Genomic DNA, 26,746 nt, shown 5'->3' with positions numbered 1-26,746 from the left:
CCCAGTCTGCCGAAGCCCATCGCCTGCGCGTCGGCGGATCGCCGGGAAGTTGCCGGTGGGCCCGGCGGCCAGACCTATGCCACGGGCGCCGGAACCGCGGTGGTGTCGCGGGCCATGACGGTGAACGGGGCGGCGATGAACCGCGGCGGCAGGTCCGGGTCCGTCGTTGCGGCGGCGATCCGCTCGGCCAGGAGCTTCACGCACAGCTTGGCGATCTCCGTGCGTCCGGGGTTGACGCTGGACAGCGACGGCATTGTGTACTGGGCGGCCTCGGTGTCGTCGAAGCCGATCACCGCCACGTGGCGGGGGACCGAGAGCCCGTTCCTCGTCAAGGCGTGGATGGCACCGAACGCCAGCAGGTCGTTGAGCGCCACCACCGCGTCGAAGTGTGCCCCGCGGGCCAGCAGCGTCTCGACGGCGTCGGAGCCCTTGTCGCGGTGCCACCGGTCCTCTCCGACGATGAGCGTCTCATCGACGGGGATGCCGCGGGCCGCCAGCGCCTCCTTGTAGCCGCGCAGGCGCAGCCCCGAGGCTCCCCTCACGTCCTCCGGGTTGGCGCCGATGAGCGCGATGCGGGTCCTGCCCGCGTCGAGGAGGTGCTCGGTGGCGGCTCGGGCGGCCTCGACGTTGCTCATGGTGACGTGGTCCAGGCCCACGTCGAACACGGCCTCGCCGAGGAGCACGACGGGGAAGTCGACGTTGAAGAGGCGCAGGTCCGCCTGGCCGAGCAGCAACGGCGAGAAGATCACGCCGTCGACGCCGAGGGCCTGGGCGCCCTCCAGGATGGCCACCTCTGCATCCCTGTCGAAGTTCGTCTGCTGGATCAGCACCTTGAAGCCGTATGACTTCGCCTCCTCCAGCACCAGGTCCGCGAGCTCGGCGAAATACGGGTTCTTCAATTCGGGCAGCGCGAGGCTGATCTGTCCGGTCTTCCCTTGACGCAGATTCCTGGCCGCGACATTGATCCGGTAACCAAGCAGATCGACGGCTTCCAGCACACGCGCCCTGGTCTCCTCTGTGGCTTTCGGGTGCCCATTGAGGACATTGGAGACGGTCTTCGTCGAGACGCTGGCCAGGCGGGCAACGTCCTGCATGGTGACGCGCCTGGCACCGGCAGCTTTCACTATCCCTTCAACCCTCCTGCGAGCAGTCCGCTGACGATGTGACGCTGAGTGAAGATGAAGAAGATCACCATGGGGATCAGCGCGACCACCGACACCGTCATGAATTTGGGCCAGTCAGTGGTGAACTCAGACACGGCATTGTATACCTGAAGGACCACCGTCCTGCGGCTCGGTGTGCTGATGAACACGGTGGGGAGGAGGAAGTCGTTCCACACCCACATTGCCTGGAACACTCCCACCGTCACCAGGATCGGCTTGATGAGCGGGAGCACGATGCGCCAGAAGATCTGCAGCGCGTTCGCGCCGTCGAGCCGTGCCGCCTCGATGATCTCGTAGGGGAGGGTCTTCATGTAACCCTGGATCAGGAAGTAGCAGAATATGGATCCGCCGAGGTACATGAGGATGAGTCCGTTGAGAGAATCGACCAACTTGAACCCGACGAGGGTGCGGTAGAGCGGGATCAGGGTGGACTGCCCGGGGACGATGAATCCGATCAGCAGGATGTTCCCGATGAGCAGGTTGACCCGGCTGCTGCGCATGATCATGGCGAATGCCGCCATGGCGCCCACGATCAGCTGCAGCACCACGGCCAGCGCGGTCACGTAGAGCGTGTTGGCGAATGACAGGTAGATCCGGGGATCGGAAAGCACCTGCGCGTAGTTCTCGAGCGTGAATTCACGCGGGAGGCTGAGAGGCGAGGTCACCATCTCGCCCTGGGTCTTGAACGTGTTGACCACGATGTAGTAGAGCGGGACGGCGACGAGCGCGGCGAGCAGGATCATTCCCACGCTCAGGCCGATTCGACGGAGATTCTGGTTCCTCATCACACGTACCTCTTCTCGATGAGACGGGTGAGCCACAGTTGCGCGAACGACAGGATCGCCACGGCAAGGGTGAAGATGACGGCCAGAGCCGAGGCCAGGCCGTAGCGCCCCTGGCCCACGCCGGTCGTGATGATCGACTGGGTGATCGTGTAGGTGGCGAACCCCGGCCCGCCGTTGGTGAGGGTGTATGGCAGGTCGAACACCTTCAGGCCGCCGGTCATGAGCAGGAAGGAGCTGACCACCATGGCCGGGGTGAGCAGGGGAAGCGTGATGCTGAAGAACTGCTGGCGGGCCGAGGCGCCGTCCACCTTGGCCACCTCGTAGAGCTCCTGCGGGATGGACTGCAGGTAGGCGGTGTAGAGCACGGCGTGCCACCCGGTGGCGGCCCAAACCCCGACGGCGATGACGGAGAACTTGGCCAGCGCGTCGACCGACAGCCATCCCACGGGTGGCAGGCCGGCCGAGGCAAGGAGCGAGTTGAGCACGCCGGACTCCAGCGGCGAGAGGATGTAGCGCCACACCAGGCCGAGGATGGCCATCGACGGGATGGCCGGGAAGAACCAGAGGCTACGGACGAAGTTGCGGCCGATGAAGGCCTTGTTCAACTGGACCGCGAGCGGGATCGCCAGCACGGTGACGAGGACGGTGGTGGCCACCCCGAAGAGCAGGGTGAACCCGAGCCCGGCAAGCATCGACGGGTCGTTGGCGATGGTGGCGTAGTTCTGGAGCCCCACGAAGTTGGCCTCGGGGCTGTACCCGGTGAAGTCGGTCAGGCTCCAGTAGAACGACTGGGCGAGGGGAATGACGAAGAGGAAGAGGAAGACCAGAATCACGGGGACGAGGAAGGCCTTGTTGACAGCCGTCTGGGTCCAGCCGCCGTAGATCTTCGACGGTTGGTGTCGGGGCGTCACCCGTTCTTGCGTGACAGCTTGTTGCACGTTGATCACACACCTTTTGAACCAGGGTTGGGTGGAGAGGGTGGGGCACCGGCGTGGTGCCCCACCCTGGGGCTCATGAAGCTGCGAGCTTGGTATCCATCGCCCGTGCCACGTCGACAGGTTCGATCTGTCCCTGGATCATGCGCTGGATCTGGGCCACCGCCTCCACGTTGAGGACGTCCTCGGACCGCTGCCACGAGATCATGGGCAGGTACAGCTGGCCGGTGCGGATGGACTCGGCCATCGGCTCGAATGCCGGGTCCACCGTCGGCTCGAAGTCGCTTGTGACGGTGACGTCGTTGGTCTGCTCATGGAAGATCTCCACCCCCGCGGGTGAGGCCAGGAAGGCAAGGAAGGTCTTCGCTGCCTCCTGCGCCTCGTCGGAGGCCTTGGAGTTGATGGCGTAGCCCGGAGAGGCCGCACCAGCGGCGAAGGGTGCGCCGCCGAGGACGCCCGGCACCAGGTCGAACTTGAACGCGAGGTCCGGCGCGCCTTCGCGGATGGCGTTGATGAGCCAAGGCCCGCCGTTGATCATGGCCACGCGGCCGGCGATGAACTCGTCACGGATCATGTCGCCGTCGAGACCGAGCACCTCTTGGCCGACGACGCCCTCGGTGTAGAGGCGGTTGTACTCCTCCAGGAACGGGGTCCACTGCTCCTCGAAGGTCGACTCTCCGGAGAAGATCTGCTCGTCGAGGGTGGGATCCATGGTGGAGCTCTCCTCACCGACCCAGGCGGAGACGGTGGTGGGCATCTGATCGACGGACTCCATGAAGGGCTTGATCCCGGCGGCCTCGAGCTCCTTGCACATCTGGAGGAACTCGTCCCAGGTGTCGGGGACCGAGTCGTAGCCCACCTCCGCGAGGAGTTCCTCGTTGTAGATGAACCCGGCCGCCCAGCTCGAGACGGAGAGGCCGTAGGCGGCGCCGTCCCGGCCGTAGGTGTCGATGTTGAACTGCTCCACGTTCTCCATGAAGGGCTCGCCGGACAGGTCGAGAACCTGTTTCGCGTCGATGAGGTTGGTCTTGTTCTCTGCTGCGATCACGAAGACATCTGGGGCGGTGCCGGACAGCACGCGCGTCTGGAGCGTCTGGATGTACTCGGCCACGGGGGGAGCGAACGAGACGTCGATTCGGATGTCAGGGTGCTCCTCGTTGAAGGCTTCGATGATCGGGGTCATCTGCTCCTCGCCGGTCCACGAAAGGAAGGTGATGGTCTGGGCGCCGTTCCCGCCGTCCGCGGAGCCCTCGCTTCCGCCACCACCGCAGGCTGCCAGCAGCAGGGATGCCGAGACCGCCAGTGTTGCTGCGATTCTTAGTCGATTCTTCACTTCTCTCCTCCTTGAGTCAGCGGTTCATCGATGGACCGCTGAACTCATGGTTACACGGGAGGAGTTGTGCGTCAAGCGAAGATTCCGCGTGGAATTTGTTGTCTCTTCAGTTGAATGCGTCCTCTTGACCAAGGCGGATGCAGTCTGACATGCTTGGTTCATCGATGCACCGTCGCACGCGCGAGGGTGTGGTTGGGGGCGCACCTGGCGTCAACCCCGCCTCGCTGACGAGAAGGAGACACCTGTGACCAATCCGCCCCTCACCGCCGTCGTGAACCTCGACGTGCCGGGCCCCACCATTTCCCGGCACGTGTACGGGCACTTCGCCGAGCATCTCGGCGCCTGCATCTACGGCGGGCTGTTCGTCGGCGAGGACTCGGAGATCCCGAACGTGCGCGGCATGCGCTCGGACGTGGTCGAGGCCCTCCGCGGGATCGACATTCCGAACCTCCGCTGGCCCGGCGGCTGCTTCGCCGACGAGTACCACTGGCGCGACGGTGTGGGCCCGCGTGAGGATCGACCGTCGGTGGTCAACACCCACTGGGGCAACGTGGTCGAGGACAACTCGTTCGGCACCCACGAGTTCATGGACCTGGTCGAGCAGCTGGGCACCGAGCCCTACATCTGCGGCAACGTCGGCTCCGGGACCGTCCGCGAGATGGCGGACTGGGTGGAGTACCTGACCCGCTCCGGCTCGGCCCCGATGTCGGAGCTGCGCCGCGCCAACGGCCGGGACGAGCCGTGGACGGTCAAGTTCTTCGGGATCGGCAACGAGTCCTGGGGCTGCGGCGGCAACATGCGCGCCGAGTACTACGCGGACCTCGCCCGCCAGTACTCCACGTACTGCCGCGAGCACGACGGCAACCAGCTGTACAAGATCGCCGGCGGCGCCAACGTCGACGACTACCACTGGACCGAGACGCTCATGAAGACCCTGGGGGACCTGGGGTGCGGCTGCAACCCGCGGCACTTCTTCGACGCCATCTCGCTGCACTACTACACGATGCCCACCACGTTCGAGGACAAGAAGTCGGCCACCGACTTCGACGACGACACCTACTACGCCACCATGCGCGCCGCCTGGCGGATCGACGAGCTGCTCACCCGTCACGGCAACATCATGGACGTCTACGACCCGTCGAAGCGGATCGGGCTGGTCCTCGACGAGTGGGGCACCTGGTTCACCGTGGAGCCCGGTACCAACCCCGGCTTCCTGTACCAGCAGAACACCATGCGCGACGCGCTGGTGGCCTCGGTCCACTTCGACTCGTTCCACCGCCACGCGGACCGGCTCGTGATGGCCAACATCGCCCAGACGGTCAACGTGCTCCAGGCGGTGCTGCTCACCGACGGGGACACCCTGATCAAGACCCCCACGTACCACGTGTTCGAGATGAACAAGGGCCACCACGACGCCGACTCGCTGACCGTGTCCTGGGTTGGGCAGCCGGTGCCGGTCCACGGTGAGGGCCGCGCCGCGACCCCGCTGGTGTCGGCCTCCGCCAGCACCAAGGACGGCCGGGCGCTCGTCTCGCTGTCCAACCTGGACCTCGCCGAGACCCGCACCGTGCGCCTCGACCTGCGGGGCCGCGCGGTCACCGCCGTCGAGGGCCGGATCCTCACCGCCGGGGCGATCGCGGACCACAACACCGCCCAGGCGCCCGACGTCGTCGCCCCCGCCGAGTTCACCGTCGGGGCTCCGGTCGACGGCGTCCTCGAGGTCGAGCTGCCCCCGCACAGCTTCGTCACGCTGTCGCTGACGCTGGCCGGTGCCTGACCGCTGAAGCAAAGGGGCGGATCTGGTGGCGTAGTCGCCGCCAGATCCGCCCCTGTCGGTCTGATCGACGGCCCCACTCCCTGGCTACTCGCCGTCGTGGGCGTGCGCCTCCAGGAACTCGTAGAGCTCGCGGTCATCCACTCCCGGGTAGGTGCCCTGCGGCAGGGGGGCGAACAGGTGGGTGCGCACCCTCGGCGACGCCCACCCCTGCCCCTTCCAGCGCTCCGTCAGCCCGTCGTCGGGCCTGCGGCAGCAGCGCGCGTCGGGGCAGGTCGATGACTCCCGCTGCTGGGACTCCCGCCCTCGGAACCACTTCGACTCGGCGTACGGCACGCCCAGCGTGATGGAGAACTCCGAGGTGGCACCCGTGCCGGTCTGGGTGGACTCGAAGAACGTCCCCGCAGGCGTGGCCGTGTACTGGTAGTGCTCGCTGGTGCGCGTGGCGCGCGCGAACGCCTTCCGCGCGCTCCAGTGCCGGCACACCACCTCGCCCTCCGTCGAGCCGGTGGCGTCCTGGGGCAGCGGGAGGCCGTCGTTCTCGTAGGCGCCCACGACGGTGCCGTCGCCGTCGACGCGCAGGTAGTGCAGAGTGATCCCCAGGTAGTGGGTGGCCAGATTCGTGAACCGCAGCGCCGCCCCCTCGTGGGTGACGCCGAAGGTGTCGCGGAAGTCCTCGATGGCGATGTTGCGCTCCCGCTTGGCCCGCTCCAGAAAGTCCACCGACGCGGTGCGCGGCATCAGGCACGCCGCGGCGAAGTAGCTGGCCTCGAGGCGCTGGCGGAGGAAGTCGGCGTAGTCCGTGGGCGGCTCGTGCTCGAGCACCTTCTTGGCCACAGCCTGCAGCGCCAGCGAGCGCAGCCCGTGGCCCCCGGGGATCGACGCGGGCGGGATGTAGATGCGACCGTGCTCGAGGTCCACCACCGCGCGCGCCGAGTGGGGGAGGTCGTCGGTGTGCACGATGGTGAGCCCCACCCGCCTGGCCATCTCCGCGACGGTGCGGTGCGTCAGGGCGCCCGTCGTGTGGCGGACGGCCTTGGTGGCCTGCTCGGCGACCAGCTCGATCTCCGGCAGGTGGTTGTTGCGCTCGCGCATGTGGGTGCGGTGCTGGGTGTTGGCTCGCCGGGCCTCCTCAGGCGTGGCGATCGACATGCGGGCGCGCCTGTCGAGCTCCCGGTGCAGGCCGACGATGGTCTTGAGCGTCGCGTCGGACATGGCCCGCGACGGGCGCAGGACCGGCAGGCCCAGCTCCCGGTAGGCGGGCGAGGCCTGCGCCTTCTCCAGCTCGATCTCCAGAGCGGCGCGCGGCGACGGCGGCTCCGCGGCCAAGAGGTCGGAGGCGGTCACCTTCAGCGCCTCGGCGATGGCCTCCAGCAGCGAGATCCGGGGCTCGCGGTGCCCGTTCTCCACCATGGACAGCTGGCTGGGTGCGGTCCCTGTGATCTCTCCCAGTTCTTCCAGCGTCAGCCCCGCCCTGGTGCGGAAATGCCGGATGCGGCGCCCGAGCGTCGAGAGATCTGCCATGCAGTTCACCATACGCGAAGAACTGCCGAACTTCACAGCCTCTTGGCTACTGGAACACCCCCCGGTCTTCCGTATGGTGAAGCCAAGAGGACATCCCGCACCGAAGCGCACCACCCACAAGGTTTGGAGAATCTCATGACCGCCACCGTCACGTACACCCGCCACGCCCCCGATAACGCCGACTCCCGCATCGTCGCATGGGTGGACTCGATCGCCGAGCTGACCCAGCCGGACCGCATCGTCTGGTGCGACGGCTCCGCAGAGGAGCGCCAGCGCATGCTCGACGCGTCGGTGGCCGCCGGCACCCTGATCAGGCTCAACCCCGAGAAGCGCCCCAACAGCTACCTTGCCCGCTCGAACCCGAGCGACGTGGCCCGGGTGGAGTCGCGCACCTTCATCTGCTCCGAGCGTGAGGACGACGCCGGCCCCACCAACAACTGGGCAGCTCCGGCCGAGATGCGCGAGACCCTGGGCGGCCTGTTCCGTGGCGCCATGCGGGGACGCACCATGTACGTCGTGCCCTTCTCGATGGGCCCCGTCGGCAGCCCGCTCGCCCGCCTCGGCGTCCAGGTCACCGACTCGCCCTACGTCGTGATCAGCACCGGCATCATGACCCGGATGGGCGCCGACGCGCTCGCCCAGATCGGTCCGGAGACGGAGTGGGTGCCCGCCGTCCACTCCGTCGGCGCGCCCCTGCTTCCCGGGCAGGAGGACGTGGTCTGGCCGTGCAACGAGACCAAGTACATCGTCCATTACCCCGAGACGCGCGAGATCTGGTCCTACGGCTCGGCCTACGGCGGCAACGCCATCCTCGCCAAGAAGGGGTTCGCGCTGCGCATCGCCTCCAAGATCGGCGAGCAGGAGGGCTGGATCGCCGCCCACATGCTGCTGCTGAAGGCGACGAACCCGGAGGGCCGCTCCTTCCACGTGGCCGCCGGCTTCCCCAGCGCCTGCGGGAAGACCAACTTCGCGATGCTGCGCCCCTCAATCCCCGGCTGGACGGTGGAGACCATCGGCGACGACATCGCGTGGATGGCCCCGGGCCCCGACGGCCGCCTGCGTGCCATCAACCCGGAGGCCGGCTTCTTCGGCGTCGCCCCGGGGACCGGGCACTCCACCAACCCCACGGCGATCGCGACCATCGAGGGCGACACCGTCTTCACCAACGTGGCCCTCACCGACGACGGTGACGTCTGGTGGGAGGGCCTGACCGATGAGGCGCCGTCGCACCTCATCGACTGGCAGGGCCGTGACTGGACGCCCGACTCCGAGACTCCGGCGGCGCACCCCAACTCGCGGTTCACCGTCGCCGCCGACCTGTGCCCGTCGATCGCCGGGACGTGGGACGACCCGGCGGGCGTGCCGATCGACGCCGTCATCTTCGGCGGCCGACGCGCCACCAACGTGCCGCTCGTGGCGCAGGCGCGGGACTGGGAGCACGGCGTCTACATGGGCGCGACGCTGGCCTCCGAGCGCACCGCCGCTGCCGAGGGGACGCTCGGCGAGCTCCGCCGCGACCCCTTCGCCATGCTGCCCTTCTCCGGCGTGCACATGGCCGACCACTGGCAGCACTGGCTCAACGTCGGCGAGAAGCTGGGCCGGACGGGCAACGCGCCGCAGATCTTCCAGGTGAACTGGTTCCGCCGCGGCGAGGACGGCCGCTTCCTGTGGCCGGGCTTCTCGGAGAACTCCCGCGCCCTGGCGTGGATCACCGAGCGCATCGAGGGGCGGACGGGCGCCGTCGAGTCGCCCTTCGGGCTGGTGCCGGTCGACGGCGCCATCGACCACGCCGCGGCCGGCGTGAGCGACGAGGACTGGGCGGCGCTCTTCGCGATCGACCCCGAGGCGCTCAGCGCCGAGGCCGACGACACGGACGTGTTCCTGGCCCGGATGGGCGCCAAGGTGCCGGCCGCGGTCATCCGCCAGCACGAGGAGTTCCGCTCGCGGCTGTGAGGGTCGCGGCGGGCCGGGGCGTTGGCTCCGGGTGACGCGGGGGCGCTCGTCTGAGGACGGGTGCCCCCGCTGTGCTCGGTCACTCGTGTGGCGAGAGTGCTACAGTTGCGCACATGTCCACAGTCGCCTCGCGTGACCTGCGCAACCACACCCGCTCGGTCCTGGACCGTGTCGCGGCCGGGGACGTCGTCACGGTGACCGTGAACGGGGAGCCGGTGGCCGAGATCCGGAGCCCCGCGAGGCGCAGGCCCGCCGCCATGACGCGCTCCGGCGTGATCGACCTCGTGCACGCCCAGCGGGTGGATGCCACCCTCGAGGCGGACCTCGGCTGGATCTCCGCCGGGTCCACCGAGGACCTCGGGCCCATCAGATGAGCGCGGGCCTGTTGGATACCGGCGTGTGGATCGCCGGCGAGGTGGGTCGGCCGCTTGACGTTGCCAAGATTCCCGACGAGGCCTACGTGTGCGTCGTGACCATGGCCGAGCTTCAGGCGGGCGTCCTGGCGGCGCCTGACACGCGGACTCGCGCGGCCCGGTTGGCCACCGTCGAGCGGCTCGCCGGCCTGGAGCCGCTGGTGGTGGACTCGACGGCGGCCAGGCATTGGGCGTCGCTGCGGGTGCAACTCCATGAGGCGGGCAGGGCGATGGGCGTCAACGACCTGTGGATCGCCGCGGTGGCGCTGGCCAACGGGCTGCCGGTGGTCACCCAGGATTCCGGGTTCGACGTGCTCGCTGAGTTGGGCGCGCTCGAGGTCGTCCGCGTGTAGCCGGCCCGCCCCGCCGGTGCGCTAGTCCCGCGCCTGGGGCAGCCTTGTCCGCCCGCCCCGCTTCGGGTTCGACGGCGGGGGCACGACGGGGCCGATGTCGCCGTCGGGTGCCTCGTCGAGGTCGACGATGACGGGGGCGTGGTCGCTGGGGAGCTTGCCCTTGCGGGCGGCCCGGTCCACCCAGGCGGCCTTGACGCGCTCGGCCACCGGCTGCGACGCCAGAACGAGATCGATCCGCATCCCCAGGTCCTGGTGGAACATGCCCGCGCGGTAGTCCCAGTAGGAGAACACGCGCTCGTGCTCCGGCCAGCGGGCCCGGACCACGTCGACCAGCCCGAACGAGGCGATGCGCTGCCGCTCCGGCTCGGTGACGTGCGTGTGGCCGAGGTAGGCGGCCGGGTCGAAGACGTCCGCGTCGGCGGGGGCGACGTTCATGTCCCCGCACAGCGCGACTTCAGCCGGCCCCGCCGCGACAGCAGCGGCCAGCGCGTCCAGCCATTCGAGCTTGTAGGCGTAGTGGTCCGAGGCCACCTCGCGCCCGTTGGGCACGTAGAGGCTGTGGACGCGCACCCCGCCGCAGGTTGCGCTGACCGCGCGCGCCTCCGCGACGCCGAGGTACTCGGGCTGCCCGGCGAAGTGGCGCTCCACGTCGTCGAGGCCCACCCGCGACAGCAGCGCCACGCCGTTGAAGCCGCCCAGCCCGTGGTGCGCGTACGCGTACCCGAGGTCCGACAGCGGACCCGCGAACAGCTCGTCGAAGCTGGGATCCGTCAGCTTGGTCTCCTGGAGGCAGACGACGTCTGGCTGGCGTTCCTCCAGCCAGGGGATCAGGCGGGGCATGCGCTGCTTGGCGGAGTTGACGTTCCAGGTGGCGATCCTCACCTCCGTGAGGCTACCCGTCCTGGGCGCCCGGGGCTGGTGCGAGCGCCTCGCGGAGGCGGGCGGCGAACTCGGCCGCCTCGCCGTGGGCGTAGCGGGTGCGGGGCCAGAAGAACCCGCGGAGACCGTCGCCCTTCGACCGCGGCACCACGTGCACGTGCAGGTGGGGGACGGACTGGCTGACCACCGTGTTGATGGCGGTGAAGGAGCCCTGCGCGCCGAACGCCTCGACGGCGGCGGCCGCAACCTTCTGCACCGCGCCGAACAGCGGCGCGAGCAGCTCGGGCGGCAGGTCGGTGAGCGTCGCGACGTGGGTCACCGGGCAGACCAGCACGTGCCCCTTGAAGACGGGCCGGTGGTCGAGGAACGCCACGACGTGCTCGTCGCGGTAGACGATCTCGGTGTCGATGTGGCCGGCGACGATCCCGCACACCAGGTCGACGGCCTCGCGATCCATGTCCATGGCGACATCCTGCCCCCGTTAGTTGACGCTGACCAGCCCGTGGCCAGGCGGGTGCTCGACGCGGTCCAGGATCTGCAGGACGATCCTCGCCCGCCGGGTGCGAGGAAGCTCGCGGGGGAACGGACGGCCTGGCGGATCCGCGTCGGGGATGACCGCGTGATCTACGACGTGTTCGATGCAACCCTTATGGTCACCGTCGTGCGGGCAGCCCATCGGCGTGAGGTGTACGGCCGGTAGGGCCGAGGCCGTGATCACGCCGTCCCCGCAGAGCCTGCCGTGATCGCCCGGCGACTCGCAGTAGCCTGATCGTTCGAGCGACGACGCCGGGGAGACCATGAGCCCATCAGTTGGCCTGTACGCGTGGGGCGGGCCGGGAACCATCCGGCTCCTCCGGGCGAAGTACCGCGCGCCGCGCATCGACGAGGAGAGTTTCCTGCGCCTCTACGAGCCGGATGCCCTCACCGCAGCCGGGACCAACCTCGGCGTCACGGACATGTGGGTGACCTACTCGTGGGGCTTCTCGGACCGGACCGAGGCGCCGGACCGCCAGTTCCTGCGCGAACGACTCCCGGGGTTCCGGCGCCAGGGCATCCGCACCCATGCCTACGTGCAGGGCCTCAACGTCGTGACGAGCGAGTTCGCCGGCCGCGACATCTTCTGCCGCGACCCCGACGGCCGCCTCCTGCCCTACAGCCGCGGCCGGTCGCTCACGTGTCCGAACAATCCCGAGGCGAGGCAGATCATCCTGGACCGCGTGGCAGCCGCCTGCGGCGAGGACGTCGACGGCGTGTTCGTCGACAACATCATCTTCGGCATCCCGCCGTTCCTCGTGCGCCGGGACTACATCGCGTTCTTCGGCTGCTCGTGCCGGTTCTGCCGCGCCGCGTTCCAGGCCCGGTTCGGCTACCCGTTGCCGGCGGCCGGTAAGGCCGGGGTGCAGGTCATCGCCGACTACCTCGACTTCCGGCGCCGCAGCGTCGAGGCGTTGCTGGGGGAGGTGTCCGCCGTTTGCCGGGCGACCGGCAAGCAGTTCGGCGTCAATCTCTACGACCCGCTGCGACACACGCCGGAGGTCTACTTCGGCTACCGGCTGGCGGACATCGCACCACTCGTCGACTACCACCTCATCGAGAACCATGCGCTGGCCGGCGCCGACGGGATCAGCAACGGCCACCTCTCGCCGTTGATCGCGTCCGCCGACACTCCCGTGTTCGTGGTGTCGTACCGGCAGGGGATCGGGTTCGAGCCCGCCTACGGCGCGGGGGAGGTGGATGCCATCTGGAGTGACGCCGAGGCGTTGGGCTACTCGCCGTGCCTGAAGGTGTCGGAGTTCACCACCAACGGCGTCTGGCACGCGCTCGACCTCCGGTCCGTGCGGCCGCCGGTGGCGTCGCCGTCGGTGCGGCCCGGTGCCGCCGTGGCGGCGCGACGGTTGCGCCCCAGTTCGCTGGGGGAGCGGGTGGTCGCGCGCGCCGTCGAGAAGCGCTACGCCCAGCTGGCGACGGCGGCGTTCGAGAACGACGCGCTGGCCTACGCGCTGGCCAAGAGCGGCTTCACGCCGCGGTCCCTACGCCACGACCGGTACTTCCTCCTCGGCAGCTCCGGGGCCTGAGGAGCAGCTCCCATGACGCACCCCGGACCAGTGACTGCCGCAGATCTGCTCGCGGGGCCGCGAGGTCGTCGGCTGTGCCTGGAGTGGGCACGCCAGGCCCTCGAGGACCTGGCCTCCGACATCTCGGATGCCGCGTACCGGCTGGACCCGGGGAGCGGAACGTCTCGCATCCGCTTCACGATCGGGCCCGGTCCGGTCGAGCCCAGGTCTGTGCGGGCGGACAGGGTGGCGACGGCCCTGGCCCGGGCAGAGCTGCCTCCGGTCAGCGGCCCGACGGTGTGGATGGCCCTGGGGGAGTCCGTGGGCAGCGCCCGTTACTGGCAGGAGCCCGACGGGGAGGACGTCCTCGCCGCGACACCGTCAGTCCGCGCCGCGCTGGCCGCCGTGGCGGAGGCGATCGCGACCTCGGGTCATGTCGCGTGGTGGACCGAGGGGTTCACCGCCTCCACGCAGTTCCGGACCCTGATGCGCGACCCCGGCCTGAAGCGACGCCGGGCGGCTCCCGACGAGCTCCTCCGCGCCTGGCGGACGGGCGCAGTCGAGTGGGAAGCGCGTGCCGCCCGGGAGTTCCCCGTCGACCCCACCGCGCCGTACTCGGGCGAGTGGTGGTCCATCCCGCCGCACGACCTGCCCCGGACCACCCGGTCGCTTGACGTCGGGCCACTGGGGCTGTGGCTGATCGAGGACGAGGCGGGTTGGCAGGAGGCAGCCACCGTCGCCGTCGAGGTGCCCGAGGGGCTTCGGGTGTTGGAGGTTCGCGGCCCCGATGACTGGGCGGAGTTGTGCAGTCGCCATCCGTTGCGAGTGACGGCATCCCGCCGCCACGACTGGTACCGCACCACCGGGCTCGGGGCCGTTGAATGGGTCATCCCGGACTGGGTGGGCGTGGCCGGCGAGTTCGATGTGGTGCACGTCCCGGTGGCGGGCTGGTTGACCACCGCCGGGGTCGCGGTGACGGTCGACGAAGGCGTCGCCTCGGTGCTGGCGGGCTGGGACCCTGGCGCCGCCTACTGGCTGACCAGCTCGCCACGCGACGTGGGGGAGCAGACCCTGTGGAGATGGCACCCGCGCGAGGACCGCTGGCTCCTGTCCAGGGCTGATCGCGGCCACGCTGGCAGTTGAGCCGCACCGAGCTCAGCCCTCCGGCGCATCTGCCTCCGGCCGCCGGGTCCCAGGACGTCGGCGCTGTGTTGTTGGCCAACCGCCTCCAGAGGCAGGGTGGTCCCTGGCGTGAGTCTGGCGCGGCCGGAGGCTGCCCTTGTCTGACGCCCGAGTCGAGGAGCCGGGTCCACCCGTTGTCGCCGTTGTCGAAGCCCCTGTCAACCGGTCGACCACTACCCTGATCATCAGCCCGATTGCCACACCGGAGAGTGGAGCACGGAGCGGGTCTGGCAGTGGTGTATGCCCTTGTCGGAGAGTTTTGCACATTCGTGCAGATGTCCGGGAATGGCTGGAAGATTGCCCAGAGAATTTTCTTGCCGGGAGGGCTTCCCGGGCCCGTTTCTGTCAGTGGTCGTTGACAGAATGATTCACATGAGCGAAACGGTGGTGGACCTGGGGCAGCGGTATCTCGCCGCGCTGTGGGACGCCGCCGCCGCCCTCGGCACCGACGCCGCCGCGGTGCAGCGTCTGGCCGGGTTGGTCGACTCGATCGGCGAGTTCGAGGCCCAACTCGCCGGGCTGCGGCTCCACCTACTCCACGAAGCCCGCCTGTCCGCCGCGGACGCTGTCATCGAGGGTGTGCGGCAATCGGTGCGCACCACCCCGGCGCAGGCCACCGCCACGCTACGCCTCGCCTCCGATCTCGGGGACCGATTCCCCCTCATCGGCGCCGCCCTCAACGACGGCGAGATCTCGGTGGCGCAGGCCGACGCGATCATCACCGGCCTCCGGAAGCTGCCTGTGCATCTGTCGCGGGCCCAGTTGGTGGAATGCCAGGAACTGATCCTGGCCCACGCCACCACCCTCGGCCCCACCGAACTACGACTCCTCGCCTCCCGGTTGACGGAGGTCGTCGACCCCGACCGGGCCGACGCCGACGACGCCCGCCGTCTGGCGCGGGAGGAGGCCGCGGCGCGGCGGAACCGGTTCCTGCGCCTGGCCCCGGATCATCAGGGCTCGATTCGCATCACCGGCCAGCTCCCCGTCGCCGATGCGGCGTTGTTGTCGGCGCAGCTGGACGCGTTGATGCCCGCGAAGTCCACCTACACCCACGCCGGAGAAGTAGCAGGCCCAGAGACCCGCCGCGCCGATGCGTTGGTGCTGCTGGTCCAGCATGCCGCCTCCGGCGGTACCCTCCCCTCCCACGGCGTCGACCGCCCCCACGTCCACATCACCCTCAACTACGACACCCTCGTGTCAGGTCTCGGCCCGGTCCAGGTCCTTGGTGTGGGCGGGATCGACGGCCTCACCGCCGGAGACGCGCGACGGATGGCTTGCGACGCCCGCCTGACCCCCCTGGTCCTGGGCGGCGCATCCCGGCCGCTGGACGTCGGCCGCACCCACCGCCACTTCACCCCCGCCCTCCGCGCAGCGATCACCCAACGCGACCAAGGCTGCGTGTTCCCCGGCTGCACCGCCACCCCCGCCGCCTGCCAATGCCACCACATCATCCCCTGGTGGACAGGCGGCCCCACCTGCCTCACAAACGGCGTCCTGCTGTGCCCACACCACCACCGCCTCGTCGAACCCGACCCGCTGCAATCCGCCGAATCCCAGTGGCAGGTACACCTCGACCAGGTGACCGGCCTGCCATGGTTCACCCCACCCCGCCACATCGACCCCACCCGCAAACCTCGGCAGCACCAACGCCACCGGCTGCAACAGCTCGAACCTCAGGCAGGTGCGCCACCCTGCCCACCGGAGGACGACGACTTGATCCTGGCCAGTTCCCCCGCCTGGCGCCAGTGACCCGCCCACCCGCGGGTCCACGGATCGGGCGCGGATGGGTTTCGACGCGGGCGCGCGTCGCTCCGCTCCTCACGGCCCGGCTCAACCAGCGGGACTACCGCTGGCTGAGGTGTGAGGAGCGAAGCGACGAGCCTCGAAGCCTCAGAAACGGTCCTTGTCAGCTCACGTTTTCTAGGCTTCGAGGCCGCTACGCGGCACCTCAGCCAGCGGTGGAGGGGACCTCGGGCAGCAGTGGGCGGAGCGGTGGGGACCGGGAGGGCGATGGGGGAGGCAGGGGCGGTGGGGACAGCAGGGCGATGGGGACCGGGAGGGCGATGGGGGAGGCAGGGGCGGTGGGGACAGCAGGGCGGTGGGTGGTGGGGGCCGGGGCAGGTTGGGTGGGCGTTGCTGACGGCGCCGGCGCGGAGCGCCACCGCCGGAAGCATGGGCGGCCCGGCCCCCACCACACACCGCTCCACCCAACCAAAGACAGCGAGGACCAAGTCCCCTTGTCAAGGCACGTTTCTTAGGCTTCGAGGCCGCTACGCGGCACCTCAGCCAGCGGGAAGGGCGGCACCTCAGCCAGCGGGCAGGGCGGCACCTCAGCCAGCGGGCAGGGCGGCAGCTCAGCCAGCGGGAAGGGCGGCAGCTCAGCCAGCGGGTGGGGGCACCTCCGCCAGCGGGTGGGGACACCGGCCAGAGGTGATGGGGGTGCGTGGGTGCCGGCGGCCCACCGTCGTCCTACGATCGTCGTGGAGGTTGAACATGTGGGCCAGCATGACGGGTCGTGATCTGCGCGCACGCCTGGACCGTGACGCCGCGACCCTGGGAGCCGCGACGACGCCCGGGCCGGTCGTCACGGACGAACAGGTCGCCGCGTTGCCGCCGACGGTGCAGCGCTATCTGCGGTTCATGGGGGTGGTGGGGCGCCCGTCGGTGCGCTCGTTCCGGGCGCGCCTGCACGGCAGCTTCCGGCTACGGCAAGGACAGGCGTTCATGCCGGCCGAGGTCTGGCAGTTCAACACGGTGGCGCCGATCGCGCGGCTGTTCTGGATGCGGATCTCCATGGCGGGCGGACTCCTGCCCATGCTGGGCCGTGACAGCTACGTCCACGGCCGTGGCCGGATGCTCGGGAAGCTGCTCGACGCCATCGTCGTGGCCGACGGCCGGGGGGAGCCGTTCGACATCGGCGAGCTCACCACCTGGCTCAACGACGCCGTCCTCCTGGCTCCCTCGATGCTCTTGACCGCGGGGGCCGAGTTCCGGGAGATCGACGACAGGTCCTTCGGCGTGAGCGTCACCGACTCCGGCCGGATAGTCAGCGCGCGGGTGGTCGTCGACGACGACGGCGCCCCCGTCGACTTCCACACCGAAGACCGCTTCGCGGACCTGCCCGGCGGCCCCGTGCGGACGCCGTGGTCGACGCCCATCGACGGCTGGCGTGTCGCGGACGGGCGCCGCATCCCGACGCGGGGTTCGGCGGTGTGGCACCTCCCCGACGGCGACCTCACCTACGGGATCCTCGAGTTCGACGATGTGGAGGACAACCCCGCGCCGCCGCCGCGACCCTCGACTCCCGCCCGTTCCGAGAGCGTCCGGAGCGTCCTGGAGGCTGCCGGGGGAGCGGTGGGTGTTGCGTTGATGCTTGTCGGCTCACCGCTGCTGCGCGGACGGTACAACCGGTGGGGTGCCTCCGATCAGGAGTGTGACGCGGAGATGCCCGGAGACGAGCTCGTCCCGGACCCGGTGCTCAGTTCGACGAGGGCGGTCACGATCGGCGCACCCCCAGAGGCGGTGTGGCCGTGGCTGGCACAGATCGGGCAGGGCCGCGGCGGCCTCTACAGCTACGACGCGCTGGAGAACCTGCTCGGCCTCGACATCCATAGCGCGGACGAGATCCTGCCGGAGCACCAGGGCATCGCGCCTGGTGAGCTGATCCGGTTGGGCAAGAAGGGCTCGCCGTGCTTCCGTGCGGTCGCGGTGGATCGCGGCCGGTCGCTGGTGCTGATCAGCGCCGACCCGGCCACTGAGCAGGCGGTCGCCACCCCGGTGCGGGAGGGAACGGGCGCCACCTGGCAGTGGGAGCTGCATGCGATCGACGGCGGACACGCAACGCGGCTGATCAGCCGCCAGCTCAACACCCACCCGCCGTCGCAGTGCCTCCTGTGGCGGGCGGTGGCGCCGATCGGCTTCGTGATGGAGCGGCGGATGCTGCTGGGCATCAAGGAGCGGGCCGAGTCGAGCGCCGCCTACTGAGACGCCCTCTCGGTGCGGGGGCCCGGGGTGCGCCCCCAGCCCGCGCGCACCCCGGATCGCTCAGGCGACCCGGCCGGGCTCCCCGAACTCCTCGTCAAGGGTGGGATAGTCGGTGTACCCGTGCTCGCCGCCGCCGAATGAGGTCCTGCGGTCGACCTCGTTGAACGGCCCGCCCGCAGCGAGGCGCTCGGGAAGGTCGGGGTTGGCGATGAAGAGGGATCCGTAGGCGATGAGGTCGGCGGTGCCGTCGTCGATCAGCCCAAGTTCGGCAGGACCGGTCGGGTTGGGTCGGGTATCCGGGTTGAGGATCAGCGTGGACGGCCACAGCTGCCGCAGCGCATGTGTCGTCGGCCGTTGCCCGGGAACCTCCATGACGTGCAGGTATGCCAACCCGAGCTCCCCCAGCGCGGTGACGAGCGCAGTGTAGGTGGCTTCCAGGTCGCTTTCGACGATGTCGTGAAGTGCGTTGCCGGGCGAGACCCGGAAGCCCACCCGGTCGCCGCCGATCCTATCGGCCACCGCCCGCGCGATCTCGATCCCGAACCTGGCCCGGTTGGCGGGGGTGCCTCCCCAGCGATCGATTCGCTGGTTGGCGTTGCTGGAGAGGAATTGATGAATCAGGTAGCCGTTCGCGCCGTGCAGCTCCACCCCGTCGAAGCCGGCCTCGACAGCACTCTCCGCCGCGTCTGCGAAGTCCCGGATGGTCGCCTGGATGCCATCTTCATCAAGCGGGGTCGGCTCTGAGAAGGGTTTCGGCCCGGAGTGCGTGTAGATCTGGCCCTCGGCCGTCACCGCGGAGGCGCCCACGGGCAGCAGCCCGTCAGGCAGCAGGGCAGGGTCGGCGACGCGGCCGACGTGCATCAGTTGGGCGAAGATGTGCCCGCCCCGTGCATGCACTGCGGCGGTGACCTTGCGCCACGCCTCCACCTGGGCGTCGGTATGGAGGCCGGGGGTGTCTGGATACCCCTGCCCGACAACCGAAGGTTGGGTGCCCTCGGTGACGATGAGGCCGGCGCTCGCGCGCTGGGCGTAGTAGGTGGCCATCAGATCTGTGGCGGTGGCGCCAGGGCCGAAGGCGCGGCTGCGGGTCATGGGAGCCATCACGATGCGGTTGCGCAGGGTGATCGGACCCAGTGTGTACGGCTGGAACGGAGTGGACATGAGGGTCTCCTGATCTCGGGAGTTGGGCGGGTCAGTGCTGAGCGGGCTTGACGGCGAGGAACCACGCTGCCGACGTGGCGACGTGCATGGTGGCGAGCGCGACCGCCGTGGGAACATCGGCGGCCGCGACGAGCGACAGTGAACTCACCAGGCCGAGGACCAGGCCGCCCCAGGCCACCACGCGGACCACGGATGGGCGCCAACGGCTCACCAACCAGACGATCAGTGCGCCGAGCGTGAAGGCGACGAGTGTGGCGGCGAGCACGGCCCAGGCGGAGATCGGATACGGCTGGCCGACGCTGTAGGACGCCCCGGCGAGGGATCCGAGACCGAAGGCTGCGAGGTTGAGGGCGAGCGCGCCGAGGGCGAAGAGCAACGCCCGACGGGGGCGCAGGACGGTTTCAGGGGTGGCGGGGCGGGTGGCGGTCGATGTGGCGGACATGCGTGACTCACTCCATGGTTGACTATTTGGACATTTTCGAGATTAACACAATGATTGACTGTGTCAACCATCGACCTGATCGCGTATCATGGCGGGATGAGTGCACAGGAGTTGCCCTTCGACGAGACGCGCGGGCTGGCGCAGCTGATCGTGCGCGTTTCCGAAGAGCTCAAGGTCGACTTCGCCGAGGCGGCGGAGGCGGCTGGATTGCCTGCCCACCTCGCGCGGGCGATCGTCGCCCTCTCGGACCCTGCGCCCATGAGGGACCTCGCTGATCACCTCGCGTGCGACCGGTCCTACATCACCACCATCGCGGACCAGTTGGAGGAGCGGGGACTCGTCGAGCGAGCAGCCGGGGCCGATCGTCGCGTCAAGCTGCTGCAGCTCACCCCTGACGGGCTCGAGGTGCGGCACCGGCTCTCTGTCGAGGTGGCCGCACGCTCCCGGGTCATGAAGCGGTTGACGCCTCAACAGCGCGGGTCGCTCGGCGCAATCCTCGAGGAACTCCTGGCTGACGACTGACTGTGGGCCCTAGGGGCCAACGGGTCAGCGCTTTGGGAAGGCCGTCGACTCGCGGACCACCAGTTGCGTCGCCAACTGGATGTGGTGGGAGTCCGGCTGTTCGCCCTTCGTCAGCTGCAGAAGGGTCCGCAGCGCCACGCGCCCTATGTCGGCGATGGGCTGGTGCACCGTCGTCAGGGGAGGGGCGGCCGAGACGGCGGCATAGGTGTCGTCGAACCCCACCACCGACAAGTCCTCGGGGACCCGCAGTCCCCTCCTGCGAGCCACCTCGAGGACGGCCAGCGCGCTGGCGTCGCAGCCGGCGAAGATCGCGGTGGGCGGCTCGTCCAGGCCGAGCAGCTCCTCGGCCATCTCGGCACCCGCCTCGTGGGTGAAGCCCAGCTGCACGACGAGCGCCCCGTCCAGCGGCACGCCCGCCGCCTCCAACGCGTTCCGGTACCCCTGTAGCCGCTCCCGCGACGGAGCGGAGTTGGGCGGGCCGCCGGCGTAGGCGATCCGACGGTGCCCCAGGTCCAGCAGGTGCTGCGTGGCCTGCATCCCGCCGGCGAAGTTGGTGGACCCGATGCTGATGGTGTCGCCGTCGAGGGGGTTGAGGGGGTCCACCACGACGACGCTCAGCCCTGCCTGCCGGAACTGCCTGCGCTGCGCTGCGGTCAGCTCGGAGGTGACGACGATGACGCCGGCGCTCCCGCGCGCGCCCAGGTCCCGCACCCACGCCTCGCTCAGCGGCGCGGTGCGGGCCGACGGGGCGTGCTGGAGCACGTTGACCACGACGTCGATCCCCAGCTCCTCCGCCGAGGCGACGACGGCGTCGAGGACCTGCATGGAGTAGACGTTGATGAGGGTGTCGAACACCAGGTTGACCTGGTTGAGCTGGGAGCCGACGCGGGGGCCGGTGCTCGGGACGTAGCCCAAGCGCTGGATGGCGGCCTCGACGATGGCCCGAGTCTCCGCGGCGATGTTGGGCCGGTGATTCAGCACCTTCGACACCGTCGCCTTCGACACGCCCGCCTCGCGCGCGACAAGGTCCAGCGTCGGACGGCGCGGTGAGCGGGGGCTGCTGCGTTGCTCGGTCACATCCCAAGCCTACACGATCCGAAACTGTTTCTCAGTGCATGCGCGTTGACACGCGGCCAGGTCCCGTCTATCGTCGTATTTGTTCACGGAACGAACAGAAAAAGTTTCCGAGCCGGCGATGCAGCCGGCAGCGAAAGGACTCAGCAATGAAGCGACACAACAGACGCCGGTTCGCCGCAGTGGCAGCCGCCTCCCTTCTCTCCCTCGGGCTCGTCGCCTGCGGCGGCGGCACGCAGCCGGGCACCAACCCGTCGGCCAACGCCGACGCCGGGGCCAGCGCGTGGGCGCTCACCGGAGGCAGCGAGGCCGCCTTCCGCGCCGCGTTCGAGAAGTGGAACACGGAGAACCCGGACCGGCAGATCGCCACCGAGTGGTTCGCCAACGACGCCTACAAGGAGAAGATCCGCACCGCCGTCGGCTCGGGCAACGCTCCCACCCTCATCTACTCGTGGGGCGGCGGCACGCTCGCCGACTACGCCGCGAGCGGGCACGTCGTCGACCTCACCGGGTCCGTCGACGACCTCCTCGAGCGCGTGATCCCGTCCGTGGCCCAGAACGGCCAGGTCGACGGCAAGACCTACGCGGTGCCCAACACCCAGAGCCAGCCCGTGGTCCTGTACTACAACGCGGCCGTGCTGGAGGAGGCCGGCGTCGAGGTGCCCACCACCTACGACGAGCTCCTGGCCGTCTCCGAGACGCTCGAGGCGCAGGGCGTCATCCCGTTCGCCCTGGCCGGGCAGAGCCGCTGGCCGATGCTGATGTGGATCCAGTACCTCACCGACCGCATCGGCGGCCCCGAGGTGTTCCAGGCCATCCTCGACGGCGAGCCCGACGCATGGAAGGACCCCGCGATCATCGAGGCCACCACCAGGATCCAGGAGATGGTCGACGCGGGCGTCTTCGGTGACACCTTCGGCTCCGTCGTCGCCGACGCCTCTGCCGACGTCGCCCTCGTCCACACCGGCAAGGCCGCGATGCTCCTGCAGGGCAGCTGGGTCTACCCGACGTTCCTCAGCGACGCCCCGGATCTGGTGGCCGCCGGAGACCTGGGCTACACCACCTTCCCGGCCATCGACGGCGGCGCGGGTGACCCGGCCAACATCGTCGGAAACGCCTCCAACTTCTGGTCCGTCTCGGCCAGCGCCACGGAGGAGGAGCAGCAGATCGCCAAGGACTTCATCGCCTCCGAGGTGCTGTCCGACGACGCCGTCGAGGAGCTCCTCGCCATCGGCACCGTCCCGCCGATCACCGGTCTGGAGGATCAGATCGCCGAGACCGACAACGCCGAGTACCTGTCCTTCGTCTACGGCATGGTGCGCGACGCGCCCCACTTCCAGCTGTCGTGGGACCAGGCCCTTCCGGCCGCGGCCGCGCAGGAGCTGCTCAACAACCTGAGCCAGGTGTTCCTCGGTGAGATCACCCCGGAGCAGTTCTCCGAGAACATGAACGCGACGCTGGGATGAGTGCCAACCACGCCGTGGTCGGTCGGGCGGTGACGCCCGACCGGCCCCGCCGGGGCCTCCGCGCCTCCGGCCCCACGCTGTGGATGGCGGCGCCCGCCCTGGCGTTCTTCGTCGCCTTCGCGATCGTCCCGCTGCTGGGCGTGGTGGTGCTCTCATTCATGGCGTGGGACGGCCTCGCCGACCCGGTCTGGGCCGGGCTGGACAACTGGACCCGGACGCTGGCGGACCCCATCACCTGGAACGCGGCCCGGCTGACGGCCATCGTGACGATCGTCTCGTGGCTGTTCCAGGCCCCCGTCTCGCTGCTGCTGGGCGTGTTCATGGCCGGACAGCAGCGCTACCGCGCGGTGCTCTCGGTCCTGTTCTTCCTGCCGCTGCTGTTCTCCTCGGCCGCCGTCGGCATCGCGTTCAAGGCGCTGCTGGACCCCAACTTCGGGCTCGGCTCCTCCCTGGACATCCATCTGCTGGCGCAGGACTGGCTGGGCGACCCGGACCTGGCGCTGTGGGTGGTGCTGTTCGTCATCGGCTGGTGCTTCGTGCCGTTCCACTCCCTGCTCTACCAGGCGGGCGTCCGGCAGATCCCGCAGAGCATGTACGAGGCGGCCCTCATCGACGGCGCCGGCCGCGTGCAGCAGTTCTTCTCCATCACGCTGCCGCAGCTCAAGCACACCATCATCACGTCCTCGACCCTGATGATCGTCGGCTCGCTGACCTACTTCGACCTCATCTTCGTGCTCACCGGCGGCGGCCCCGGCAACGCCACCCGGATCCTGCCCCTGGACATGTACCTGACCGGCTTCCGCAGCTACGACATGGGCCGCGCCAGCGTCATCGGCGTGATCCTCGTGGCGCTCGGGCTGGCGGTCTCGCTCGGACTCAACCGGTTGTCGGGTGGAAACCAGGGCAGCCAGATGGAAGGTGCATGATGCGCTCCCGCCCCAACCTCCTCGGTGGCCTCGGCGGCTGGCTGTGGCTGGCCGTCACCATCCTGCCCATCTACTACATCGTGGTGACCAGCCTGCGCCCGCAGTCCGACTACTACAGCGAGAACCCCCTGTCGCTGCCCAGCAACCCCACGCTCGACGCCTACGCGCAGGTGCTGGCCAACGACTTCCTGCGCTACTTCGCCAACTCCGTCATCGTGACCGTGGCGAGCGTCGCGGTGGTGCTGGCGGTCTCGCTGCTGGCGGCCTACGTGGTGGTCCGCTCCACCCGCCCGGCCGCGCAGAGGCTGTTCCGTGCGTTCCTGCTGGGCATCGCCATCCCCATCCAGGCGACGATCATCCCTGTCTACTACCTCATCGTCCAGATCGGGCTGTACGACACCCTGCTCGCCCTGATCCTGCCCTCGATCGCCTTCGCGATCCCGATCACGGTGCTCATCCTGTCCAACTTCCTCCGCGACGTGCCCGCCGAGCTGTTCGAGGCCATGCGCGTCGACGGCGCGGGCGAGTGGAAGACGCTCTGGCACCTGGCGCTGCCGCTGACCAGGCCGGCCATCGTCACCGTCGCCGTCTACAACGCCCTCAACGTGTGGAACGGGTTCCTCTTCCCGCTCATCCTCACCCAGAGCGCCGAGACGCGCGTGCTGCCGCTGTCGCTGTGGTCATTCCAGGGTGAGTTCTCCGTCAACATCCCGGCGGTGCTGGCCGCCGTCGTCCTCTCCGTCCTCCCCATCCTGGCCGCCTACATCGTGGGCCGCCGCCAGCTGGTCTCCGGCCTCACCGCCGGGTTCGGCAAGTAAGAAAGGTCCGTCCATGATCACCACCTACCACGTGTCCCCGCAGGGGTCCGACGCCGCGGCGGGCACGCAGGAGGCACCCTTCCGCACCATCAACCGCGCGGCCGCCGTCGCTATGCCCGGCGACACCGTCGTCGTGCACGAGGGCGTCTACCGCGAGTGGGTCAAGCCCCGCCGCGGCGGACTCAGCGACACCAGGCGCATCACCTATGAGGCCGCCCCCGGCGAGCACGTGGTGATCACGGGGGCGGAGCGGGTCACCACCTGGGAGCAGGTCGACGCGACGGTCTGGAGGGCCGTGGTCGACAACTCGCTGTTCGGCGACTTCAACCCCTACGCCGAGACCGTCGACGGCGACTGGATCGTCTACCCCAAGGGCGCGCCCCGCAAGCACCTGGGCGACGTGTACCTGGACGGCCGCTCCTTTTACGAGGTGGCCGCGTTCGAGGACGTGGCGCACCCCCAGGTCCGCACCACCATGATCGACGACTGGACCGGCGCCACCGACCCCGTGCGCGACCCCGATCAGACCCGCTACGTCTGGTACGCCGAGGTGGGGGCTGAGGCCACGACGATCTGGGCCAACTTCCAGGGCGCCGACCCCAACGCCGCGCTCACGGAGATCAACGTCCGACGCTCCGTGTTCCACCCCACCGAGCACCACCTCGACTGGATCACCGTGCGTGGCTTCGAACTGGCCCAGGCCGCCTGCCCGTGGACCCCGCCGACGGCGGACCAGCCGGGGCTGATCGGCCCGAACTGGGCCAAGGGCTGGGTCATCGAGGACAACCTCATCCACGACGCCAAGTGCTCCGCCATCTCGCTCGGCAAGGAGGCCTCCACCGGCCACAACTACGCCACGGAGCGCGGCGACAAGCCCGGATACCAGTACCAGCTCGAATCAGTGTTCTCCGCCCGCCAGATCGGCTGGGACGAGGAGCACGTCGGCTCACACGTCATCCGCCGCAACACCATCCGCGACTGCGGGCAGAACGGCGTCGTCGGCCACCTCGGCTGCGTGTTCTCCACCATCGAGGACAACCACATCTACAACATCGCAGTCAAGCGCGAGTTCTACGGCTACGAGATCGGCGGCATCAAGCTGCACGCCGCCATCGACGTGACCATCCGCCACAACCGCATCCACGACTGCTCGCTCGGCACCTGGCTGGACTGGCAGACGCAAGGCACCCGGATCACGCGCAACCTCTACTACAACAACAACCGCGACCTGTTCGTCGAGGTCAGCCACGGCCCGTACCTGGCGGATCACAACGTGTTCGGCTCGCCCGCGTCGCTGGAGCTGTTCAGCCAGGGCGGCGCGTTCGTCGGCAACCTGGTCGCCGGGACGGTGTCGCTGGAGCCGGTCCTGGACAGGCCCACGCCCTACCACCGGCCGCACAGCACGCAGGTGGCGGGCTACGCGGCGATCATGGGTGGAGACGATCGCTGGATCGGCAACGTGTTCCTCGGCGGGGACGGCAGGGAGGCGTACGGCCCGACGGCGCGCCCGTCGCAGGTCACCGGGTACGGGACGGCCGGCTACGACGGGCACCCGTCGTCGTTCGAGGACTACCTCGCCCGCCTCGACGACCCCAGCCTGGGCGACCACGAGCGCTTCGCCGGCGTCAGGCAGCCGGTCTACCTGCGCGACAACGTCTACCTCTCCGGGGCCAGGCCGTTCGAGGCTGAGACGAGGGCGTCGGTGCTCGACGGCGCGGCCAGGGTGGCGGTCGTCGAGGAGGCCGACGGCGTGTACCTCGAGACCGAGTTGCCCGCCGGGTTCGAGGCGGACGTCGTGGGTCTCATCTCGGGACGGGACCTCGGCCGGGTCCGGTTCGTCGACGCGGAGTTCGAGGAGCGCGACGGCACCCCGGCGAGGCTCGACGCGGACCTCGTCGGGGGGCTCAAGGAGGAGGGCGGCTCGTACGCGGCCGGCCCCGTCGTGGGTCTCGGGGAGGGAACCTCGCGCACCCGGGTGTGGTGAAGTTGCGGCCCTCCGGTGGGT

At 69.5% G+C, this 26,746-nt stretch carries 24 protein-coding genes; 14 read left to right on the top strand and 10 right to left on the bottom strand.

From position 1 onward, the window contains the following. Positions 1-74: 74 nt before the first annotated feature. The 4 genes from ACX1D3_RS16695 to ACX1D3_RS16680 all read right to left on the bottom strand — a co-directional run bounded on the left by ACX1D3_RS16695 (position 75) and on the right by ACX1D3_RS16680 (position 4,216). Positions 75-1,094 (bottom strand): LacI family DNA-binding transcriptional regulator, encoded by a 1,020-nt coding sequence (locus ACX1D3_RS16695; RefSeq protein WP_458994925.1) that lies wholly within the window; start codon positions 1,092-1,094, stop codon positions 75-77. A gap of 29 nt (positions 1,095-1,123) precedes the next feature. Then, positions 1,124-1,948, bottom strand: coding sequence for a carbohydrate ABC transporter permease (locus tag ACX1D3_RS16690; protein WP_458994924.1), 825 nt, complete (start codon positions 1,946-1,948; stop codon positions 1,124-1,126). Next, the gene (locus ACX1D3_RS16685) at positions 1,948-2,859 is read right to left on the bottom strand and encodes a carbohydrate ABC transporter permease (protein WP_458994923.1); all 912 of its coding nucleotides are present in this window, start codon (positions 2,857-2,859) and stop codon (positions 1,948-1,950) included. Before ACX1D3_RS16685 ends, ACX1D3_RS16690 begins: the two co-directional genes overlap by 1 nt. 100 nt (positions 2,860-2,959) lie before the next feature. Beyond that, a complete protein-coding gene (locus ACX1D3_RS16680; protein ID WP_458994922.1) occupies positions 2,960-4,216 on the bottom strand; it encodes an ABC transporter substrate-binding protein in 1,257 nt (418 codons plus the stop codon). A 244-nt stretch (positions 4,217-4,460) separates the two neighbouring features. Here ACX1D3_RS16680 and ACX1D3_RS16675 point away from each other — a divergent pair, with 244 nt between their 5' ends. Next, positions 4,461-5,993 carry an alpha-N-arabinofuranosidase gene (locus ACX1D3_RS16675; RefSeq protein ID WP_458994921.1) on the top strand — a complete coding sequence of 511 codons (1,533 nt, stop codon included), beginning with the start codon at positions 4,461-4,463 and terminating at the stop codon, positions 5,991-5,993. Between the two features lie 84 nt (positions 5,994-6,077). On the opposite strand, the gene ACX1D3_RS16670 is transcribed toward ACX1D3_RS16675, so the two are convergent. Continuing rightward, on the bottom strand, positions 6,078-7,514 hold the full coding sequence (locus ACX1D3_RS16670) for a helix-turn-helix domain-containing protein (RefSeq protein ID WP_458994920.1): 1,437 nt from the start codon (positions 7,512-7,514) through the stop codon (positions 6,078-6,080). 135 nt (positions 7,515-7,649) lie between these two features. On the opposite strand from ACX1D3_RS16670, the gene ACX1D3_RS16665 reads away from it, so the two are divergent. The 3 genes from ACX1D3_RS16665 to ACX1D3_RS16655 all read left to right on the top strand — a co-directional run bounded on the left by ACX1D3_RS16665 (position 7,650) and on the right by ACX1D3_RS16655 (position 10,233). Beyond that, positions 7,650-9,467: a phosphoenolpyruvate carboxykinase (GTP) gene (locus tag ACX1D3_RS16665; protein WP_458994919.1), complete on the top strand. Its 1,818-nt coding sequence runs from the start codon at positions 7,650-7,652 to the stop codon at positions 9,465-9,467. Positions 9,468-9,580: 113 nt separating this feature from the next. Beyond that, positions 9,581-9,841: a type II toxin-antitoxin system Phd/YefM family antitoxin gene (locus ACX1D3_RS16660; protein WP_458994918.1), complete on the top strand. Its 261-nt coding sequence runs from the start codon at positions 9,581-9,583 to the stop codon at positions 9,839-9,841. Next, a complete protein-coding gene (locus tag ACX1D3_RS16655; protein ID WP_458994917.1) occupies positions 9,838-10,233 on the top strand; it encodes a type II toxin-antitoxin system VapC family toxin in 396 nt (131 codons plus the stop codon). Before ACX1D3_RS16660 ends, ACX1D3_RS16655 begins: the two co-directional genes overlap by 4 nt. Before the next feature lie 21 nt (positions 10,234-10,254). On the opposite strand, the gene ACX1D3_RS16650 is transcribed toward ACX1D3_RS16655, so the two are convergent. Next, on the bottom strand, positions 10,255-11,115 hold the full coding sequence (locus tag ACX1D3_RS16650) for an exodeoxyribonuclease III (protein ID WP_458994916.1): 861 nt from the start codon (positions 11,113-11,115) through the stop codon (positions 10,255-10,257). 10 nt (positions 11,116-11,125) lie between these two features. Then, positions 11,126-11,575, bottom strand: coding sequence for an HIT family protein (locus ACX1D3_RS16645; RefSeq protein ID WP_458994915.1), 450 nt, complete (start codon positions 11,573-11,575; stop codon positions 11,126-11,128). 39 nt (positions 11,576-11,614) lie between these two features. Between ACX1D3_RS16645 and ACX1D3_RS16640 the strand changes: the two genes are divergently transcribed. The 5 genes from ACX1D3_RS16640 to ACX1D3_RS16620 all read left to right on the top strand — a co-directional run bounded on the left by ACX1D3_RS16640 (position 11,615) and on the right by ACX1D3_RS16620 (position 18,332). Next, the gene (locus tag ACX1D3_RS16640) at positions 11,615-11,812 is read left to right on the top strand and encodes a type II toxin-antitoxin system RelE family toxin (protein WP_458994914.1); all 198 of its coding nucleotides are present in this window, start codon (positions 11,615-11,617) and stop codon (positions 11,810-11,812) included. Between the two features lie 97 nt (positions 11,813-11,909). After that, the gene (locus ACX1D3_RS16635) at positions 11,910-13,187 is read left to right on the top strand and encodes a hypothetical protein (RefSeq protein WP_458994913.1); all 1,278 of its coding nucleotides are present in this window, start codon (positions 11,910-11,912) and stop codon (positions 13,185-13,187) included. A gap of 12 nt (positions 13,188-13,199) precedes the next feature. Beyond that, positions 13,200-14,309, top strand: coding sequence for a hypothetical protein (locus tag ACX1D3_RS16630; protein WP_458994912.1), 1,110 nt, complete (start codon positions 13,200-13,202; stop codon positions 14,307-14,309). A gap of 411 nt (positions 14,310-14,720) precedes the next feature. Further along, positions 14,721-16,097 (top strand): HNH endonuclease signature motif containing protein, encoded by a 1,377-nt coding sequence (locus ACX1D3_RS16625; RefSeq protein WP_458994911.1) that lies wholly within the window; start codon positions 14,721-14,723, stop codon positions 16,095-16,097. Between the two features lie 756 nt (positions 16,098-16,853). After that, on the top strand, positions 16,854-18,332 hold the full coding sequence (locus tag ACX1D3_RS16620; RefSeq protein WP_458994910.1) for a DUF6544 family protein: 1,479 nt from the start codon (positions 16,854-16,856) through the stop codon (positions 18,330-18,332). A 60-nt stretch (positions 18,333-18,392) separates the two neighbouring features. Here ACX1D3_RS16620 and ACX1D3_RS16615 read toward each other — a convergent pair whose 3' ends face one another. Together ACX1D3_RS16615 and ACX1D3_RS16610 are read right to left on the bottom strand one after the other, a co-directional pair. After that, positions 18,393-19,493 (bottom strand): alkene reductase, encoded by a 1,101-nt coding sequence (locus ACX1D3_RS16615; protein WP_458994909.1) that lies wholly within the window; start codon positions 19,491-19,493, stop codon positions 18,393-18,395. A gap of 31 nt (positions 19,494-19,524) precedes the next feature. Continuing rightward, positions 19,525-19,935, bottom strand: a complete 411-nt coding sequence (locus tag ACX1D3_RS16610) for a DUF6069 family protein (protein WP_458994908.1) — start codon at positions 19,933-19,935, stop codon at positions 19,525-19,527. Between the two features lie 96 nt (positions 19,936-20,031). Here ACX1D3_RS16610 and ACX1D3_RS16605 point away from each other — a divergent pair, with 96 nt between their 5' ends. Beyond that, the gene (locus tag ACX1D3_RS16605) at positions 20,032-20,457 is read left to right on the top strand and encodes a MarR family winged helix-turn-helix transcriptional regulator (protein WP_458994907.1); all 426 of its coding nucleotides are present in this window, start codon (positions 20,032-20,034) and stop codon (positions 20,455-20,457) included. A gap of 24 nt (positions 20,458-20,481) precedes the next feature. Here the strand turns inward: ACX1D3_RS16605 and ACX1D3_RS16600 are convergent, their stop codons facing one another. Then, a complete protein-coding gene (locus ACX1D3_RS16600; RefSeq protein WP_458994906.1) occupies positions 20,482-21,534 on the bottom strand; it encodes a LacI family DNA-binding transcriptional regulator in 1,053 nt (350 codons plus the stop codon). 146 nt (positions 21,535-21,680) lie between these two features. Between ACX1D3_RS16600 and ACX1D3_RS16595 the strand changes: the two genes are divergently transcribed. The 4 genes from ACX1D3_RS16595 to ACX1D3_RS16580 are packed head-to-tail and all read left to right on the top strand — an operon-like array spanning position 21,681 to position 26,725. Continuing rightward, entirely contained in the window at positions 21,681-22,997 is a 1,317-nt protein-coding gene (locus ACX1D3_RS16595) for an extracellular solute-binding protein (protein ID WP_458994905.1), read from the top strand. Next, positions 22,994-23,923, top strand: a complete 930-nt coding sequence (locus tag ACX1D3_RS16590; protein WP_458994904.1) for a carbohydrate ABC transporter permease — start codon at positions 22,994-22,996, stop codon at positions 23,921-23,923. Before ACX1D3_RS16595 ends, ACX1D3_RS16590 begins: the two co-directional genes overlap by 4 nt. Further along, positions 23,920-24,741, top strand: coding sequence for a carbohydrate ABC transporter permease (locus ACX1D3_RS16585; protein ID WP_458994903.1), 822 nt, complete (start codon positions 23,920-23,922; stop codon positions 24,739-24,741). Before ACX1D3_RS16590 ends, ACX1D3_RS16585 begins: the two co-directional genes overlap by 4 nt. Before the next feature lie 13 nt (positions 24,742-24,754). Then, positions 24,755-26,725 carry a right-handed parallel beta-helix repeat-containing protein gene (locus ACX1D3_RS16580; protein WP_458994902.1) on the top strand — a complete coding sequence of 657 codons (1,971 nt, stop codon included), beginning with the start codon at positions 24,755-24,757 and terminating at the stop codon, positions 26,723-26,725. The last annotated feature ends 21 nt before the right edge of the window (positions 26,726-26,746 follow it).

Source organism: Tessaracoccus yangjingae (genome assembly GCF_054483935.1).
This window is presented reverse-complemented; position numbering and strand designations above follow the sequence as displayed.

Coding starts and splice junctions, on each gene's coding strand:
- ACX1D3_RS16695 (WP_458994925.1), bottom strand. CDS start 1,094: ATGCAGGACGTTGCCCGCCTGGCCAGCGTCTCGACGAAGACCGTCTCC.
- ACX1D3_RS16690 (WP_458994924.1), bottom strand. CDS start 1,948: ATGAGGAACCAGAATCTCCGTCGAATCGGCCTGAGCGTGGGAATGATC.
- ACX1D3_RS16670 (WP_458994920.1), bottom strand. CDS start 7,514: ATGGCAGATCTCTCGACGCTCGGGCGCCGCATCCGGCATTTCCGCACC.
- ACX1D3_RS16665 (WP_458994919.1), top strand. CDS start 7,650: ATGACCGCCACCGTCACGTACACCCGCCACGCCCCCGATAACGCCGAC.
- ACX1D3_RS16660 (WP_458994918.1), top strand. CDS start 9,581: ATGTCCACAGTCGCCTCGCGTGACCTGCGCAACCACACCCGCTCGGTC.
- ACX1D3_RS16655 (WP_458994917.1), top strand. CDS start 9,838: ATGAGCGCGGGCCTGTTGGATACCGGCGTGTGGATCGCCGGCGAGGTG.
- ACX1D3_RS16645 (WP_458994915.1), bottom strand. CDS start 11,575: ATGGACATGGATCGCGAGGCCGTCGACCTGGTGTGCGGGATCGTCGCC.
- ACX1D3_RS16635 (WP_458994913.1), top strand. CDS start 11,910: ATGAGCCCATCAGTTGGCCTGTACGCGTGGGGCGGGCCGGGAACCATC.
- ACX1D3_RS16630 (WP_458994912.1), top strand. CDS start 13,200: ATGACGCACCCCGGACCAGTGACTGCCGCAGATCTGCTCGCGGGGCCG.
- ACX1D3_RS16625 (WP_458994911.1), top strand. CDS start 14,721: ATGAGCGAAACGGTGGTGGACCTGGGGCAGCGGTATCTCGCCGCGCTG.
- ACX1D3_RS16620 (WP_458994910.1), top strand. CDS start 16,854: ATGACGGGTCGTGATCTGCGCGCACGCCTGGACCGTGACGCCGCGACC.
- ACX1D3_RS16615 (WP_458994909.1), bottom strand. CDS start 19,493: ATGTCCACTCCGTTCCAGCCGTACACACTGGGTCCGATCACCCTGCGC.
- ACX1D3_RS16610 (WP_458994908.1), bottom strand. CDS start 19,935: ATGTCCGCCACATCGACCGCCACCCGCCCCGCCACCCCTGAAACCGTC.
- ACX1D3_RS16605 (WP_458994907.1), top strand. CDS start 20,032: ATGAGTGCACAGGAGTTGCCCTTCGACGAGACGCGCGGGCTGGCGCAG.
- ACX1D3_RS16595 (WP_458994905.1), top strand. CDS start 21,681: ATGAAGCGACACAACAGACGCCGGTTCGCCGCAGTGGCAGCCGCCTCC.
- ACX1D3_RS16590 (WP_458994904.1), top strand. CDS start 22,994: ATGAGTGCCAACCACGCCGTGGTCGGTCGGGCGGTGACGCCCGACCGG.
- ACX1D3_RS16585 (WP_458994903.1), top strand. CDS start 23,920: ATGATGCGCTCCCGCCCCAACCTCCTCGGTGGCCTCGGCGGCTGGCTG.
- ACX1D3_RS16580 (WP_458994902.1), top strand. CDS start 24,755: ATGATCACCACCTACCACGTGTCCCCGCAGGGGTCCGACGCCGCGGCG.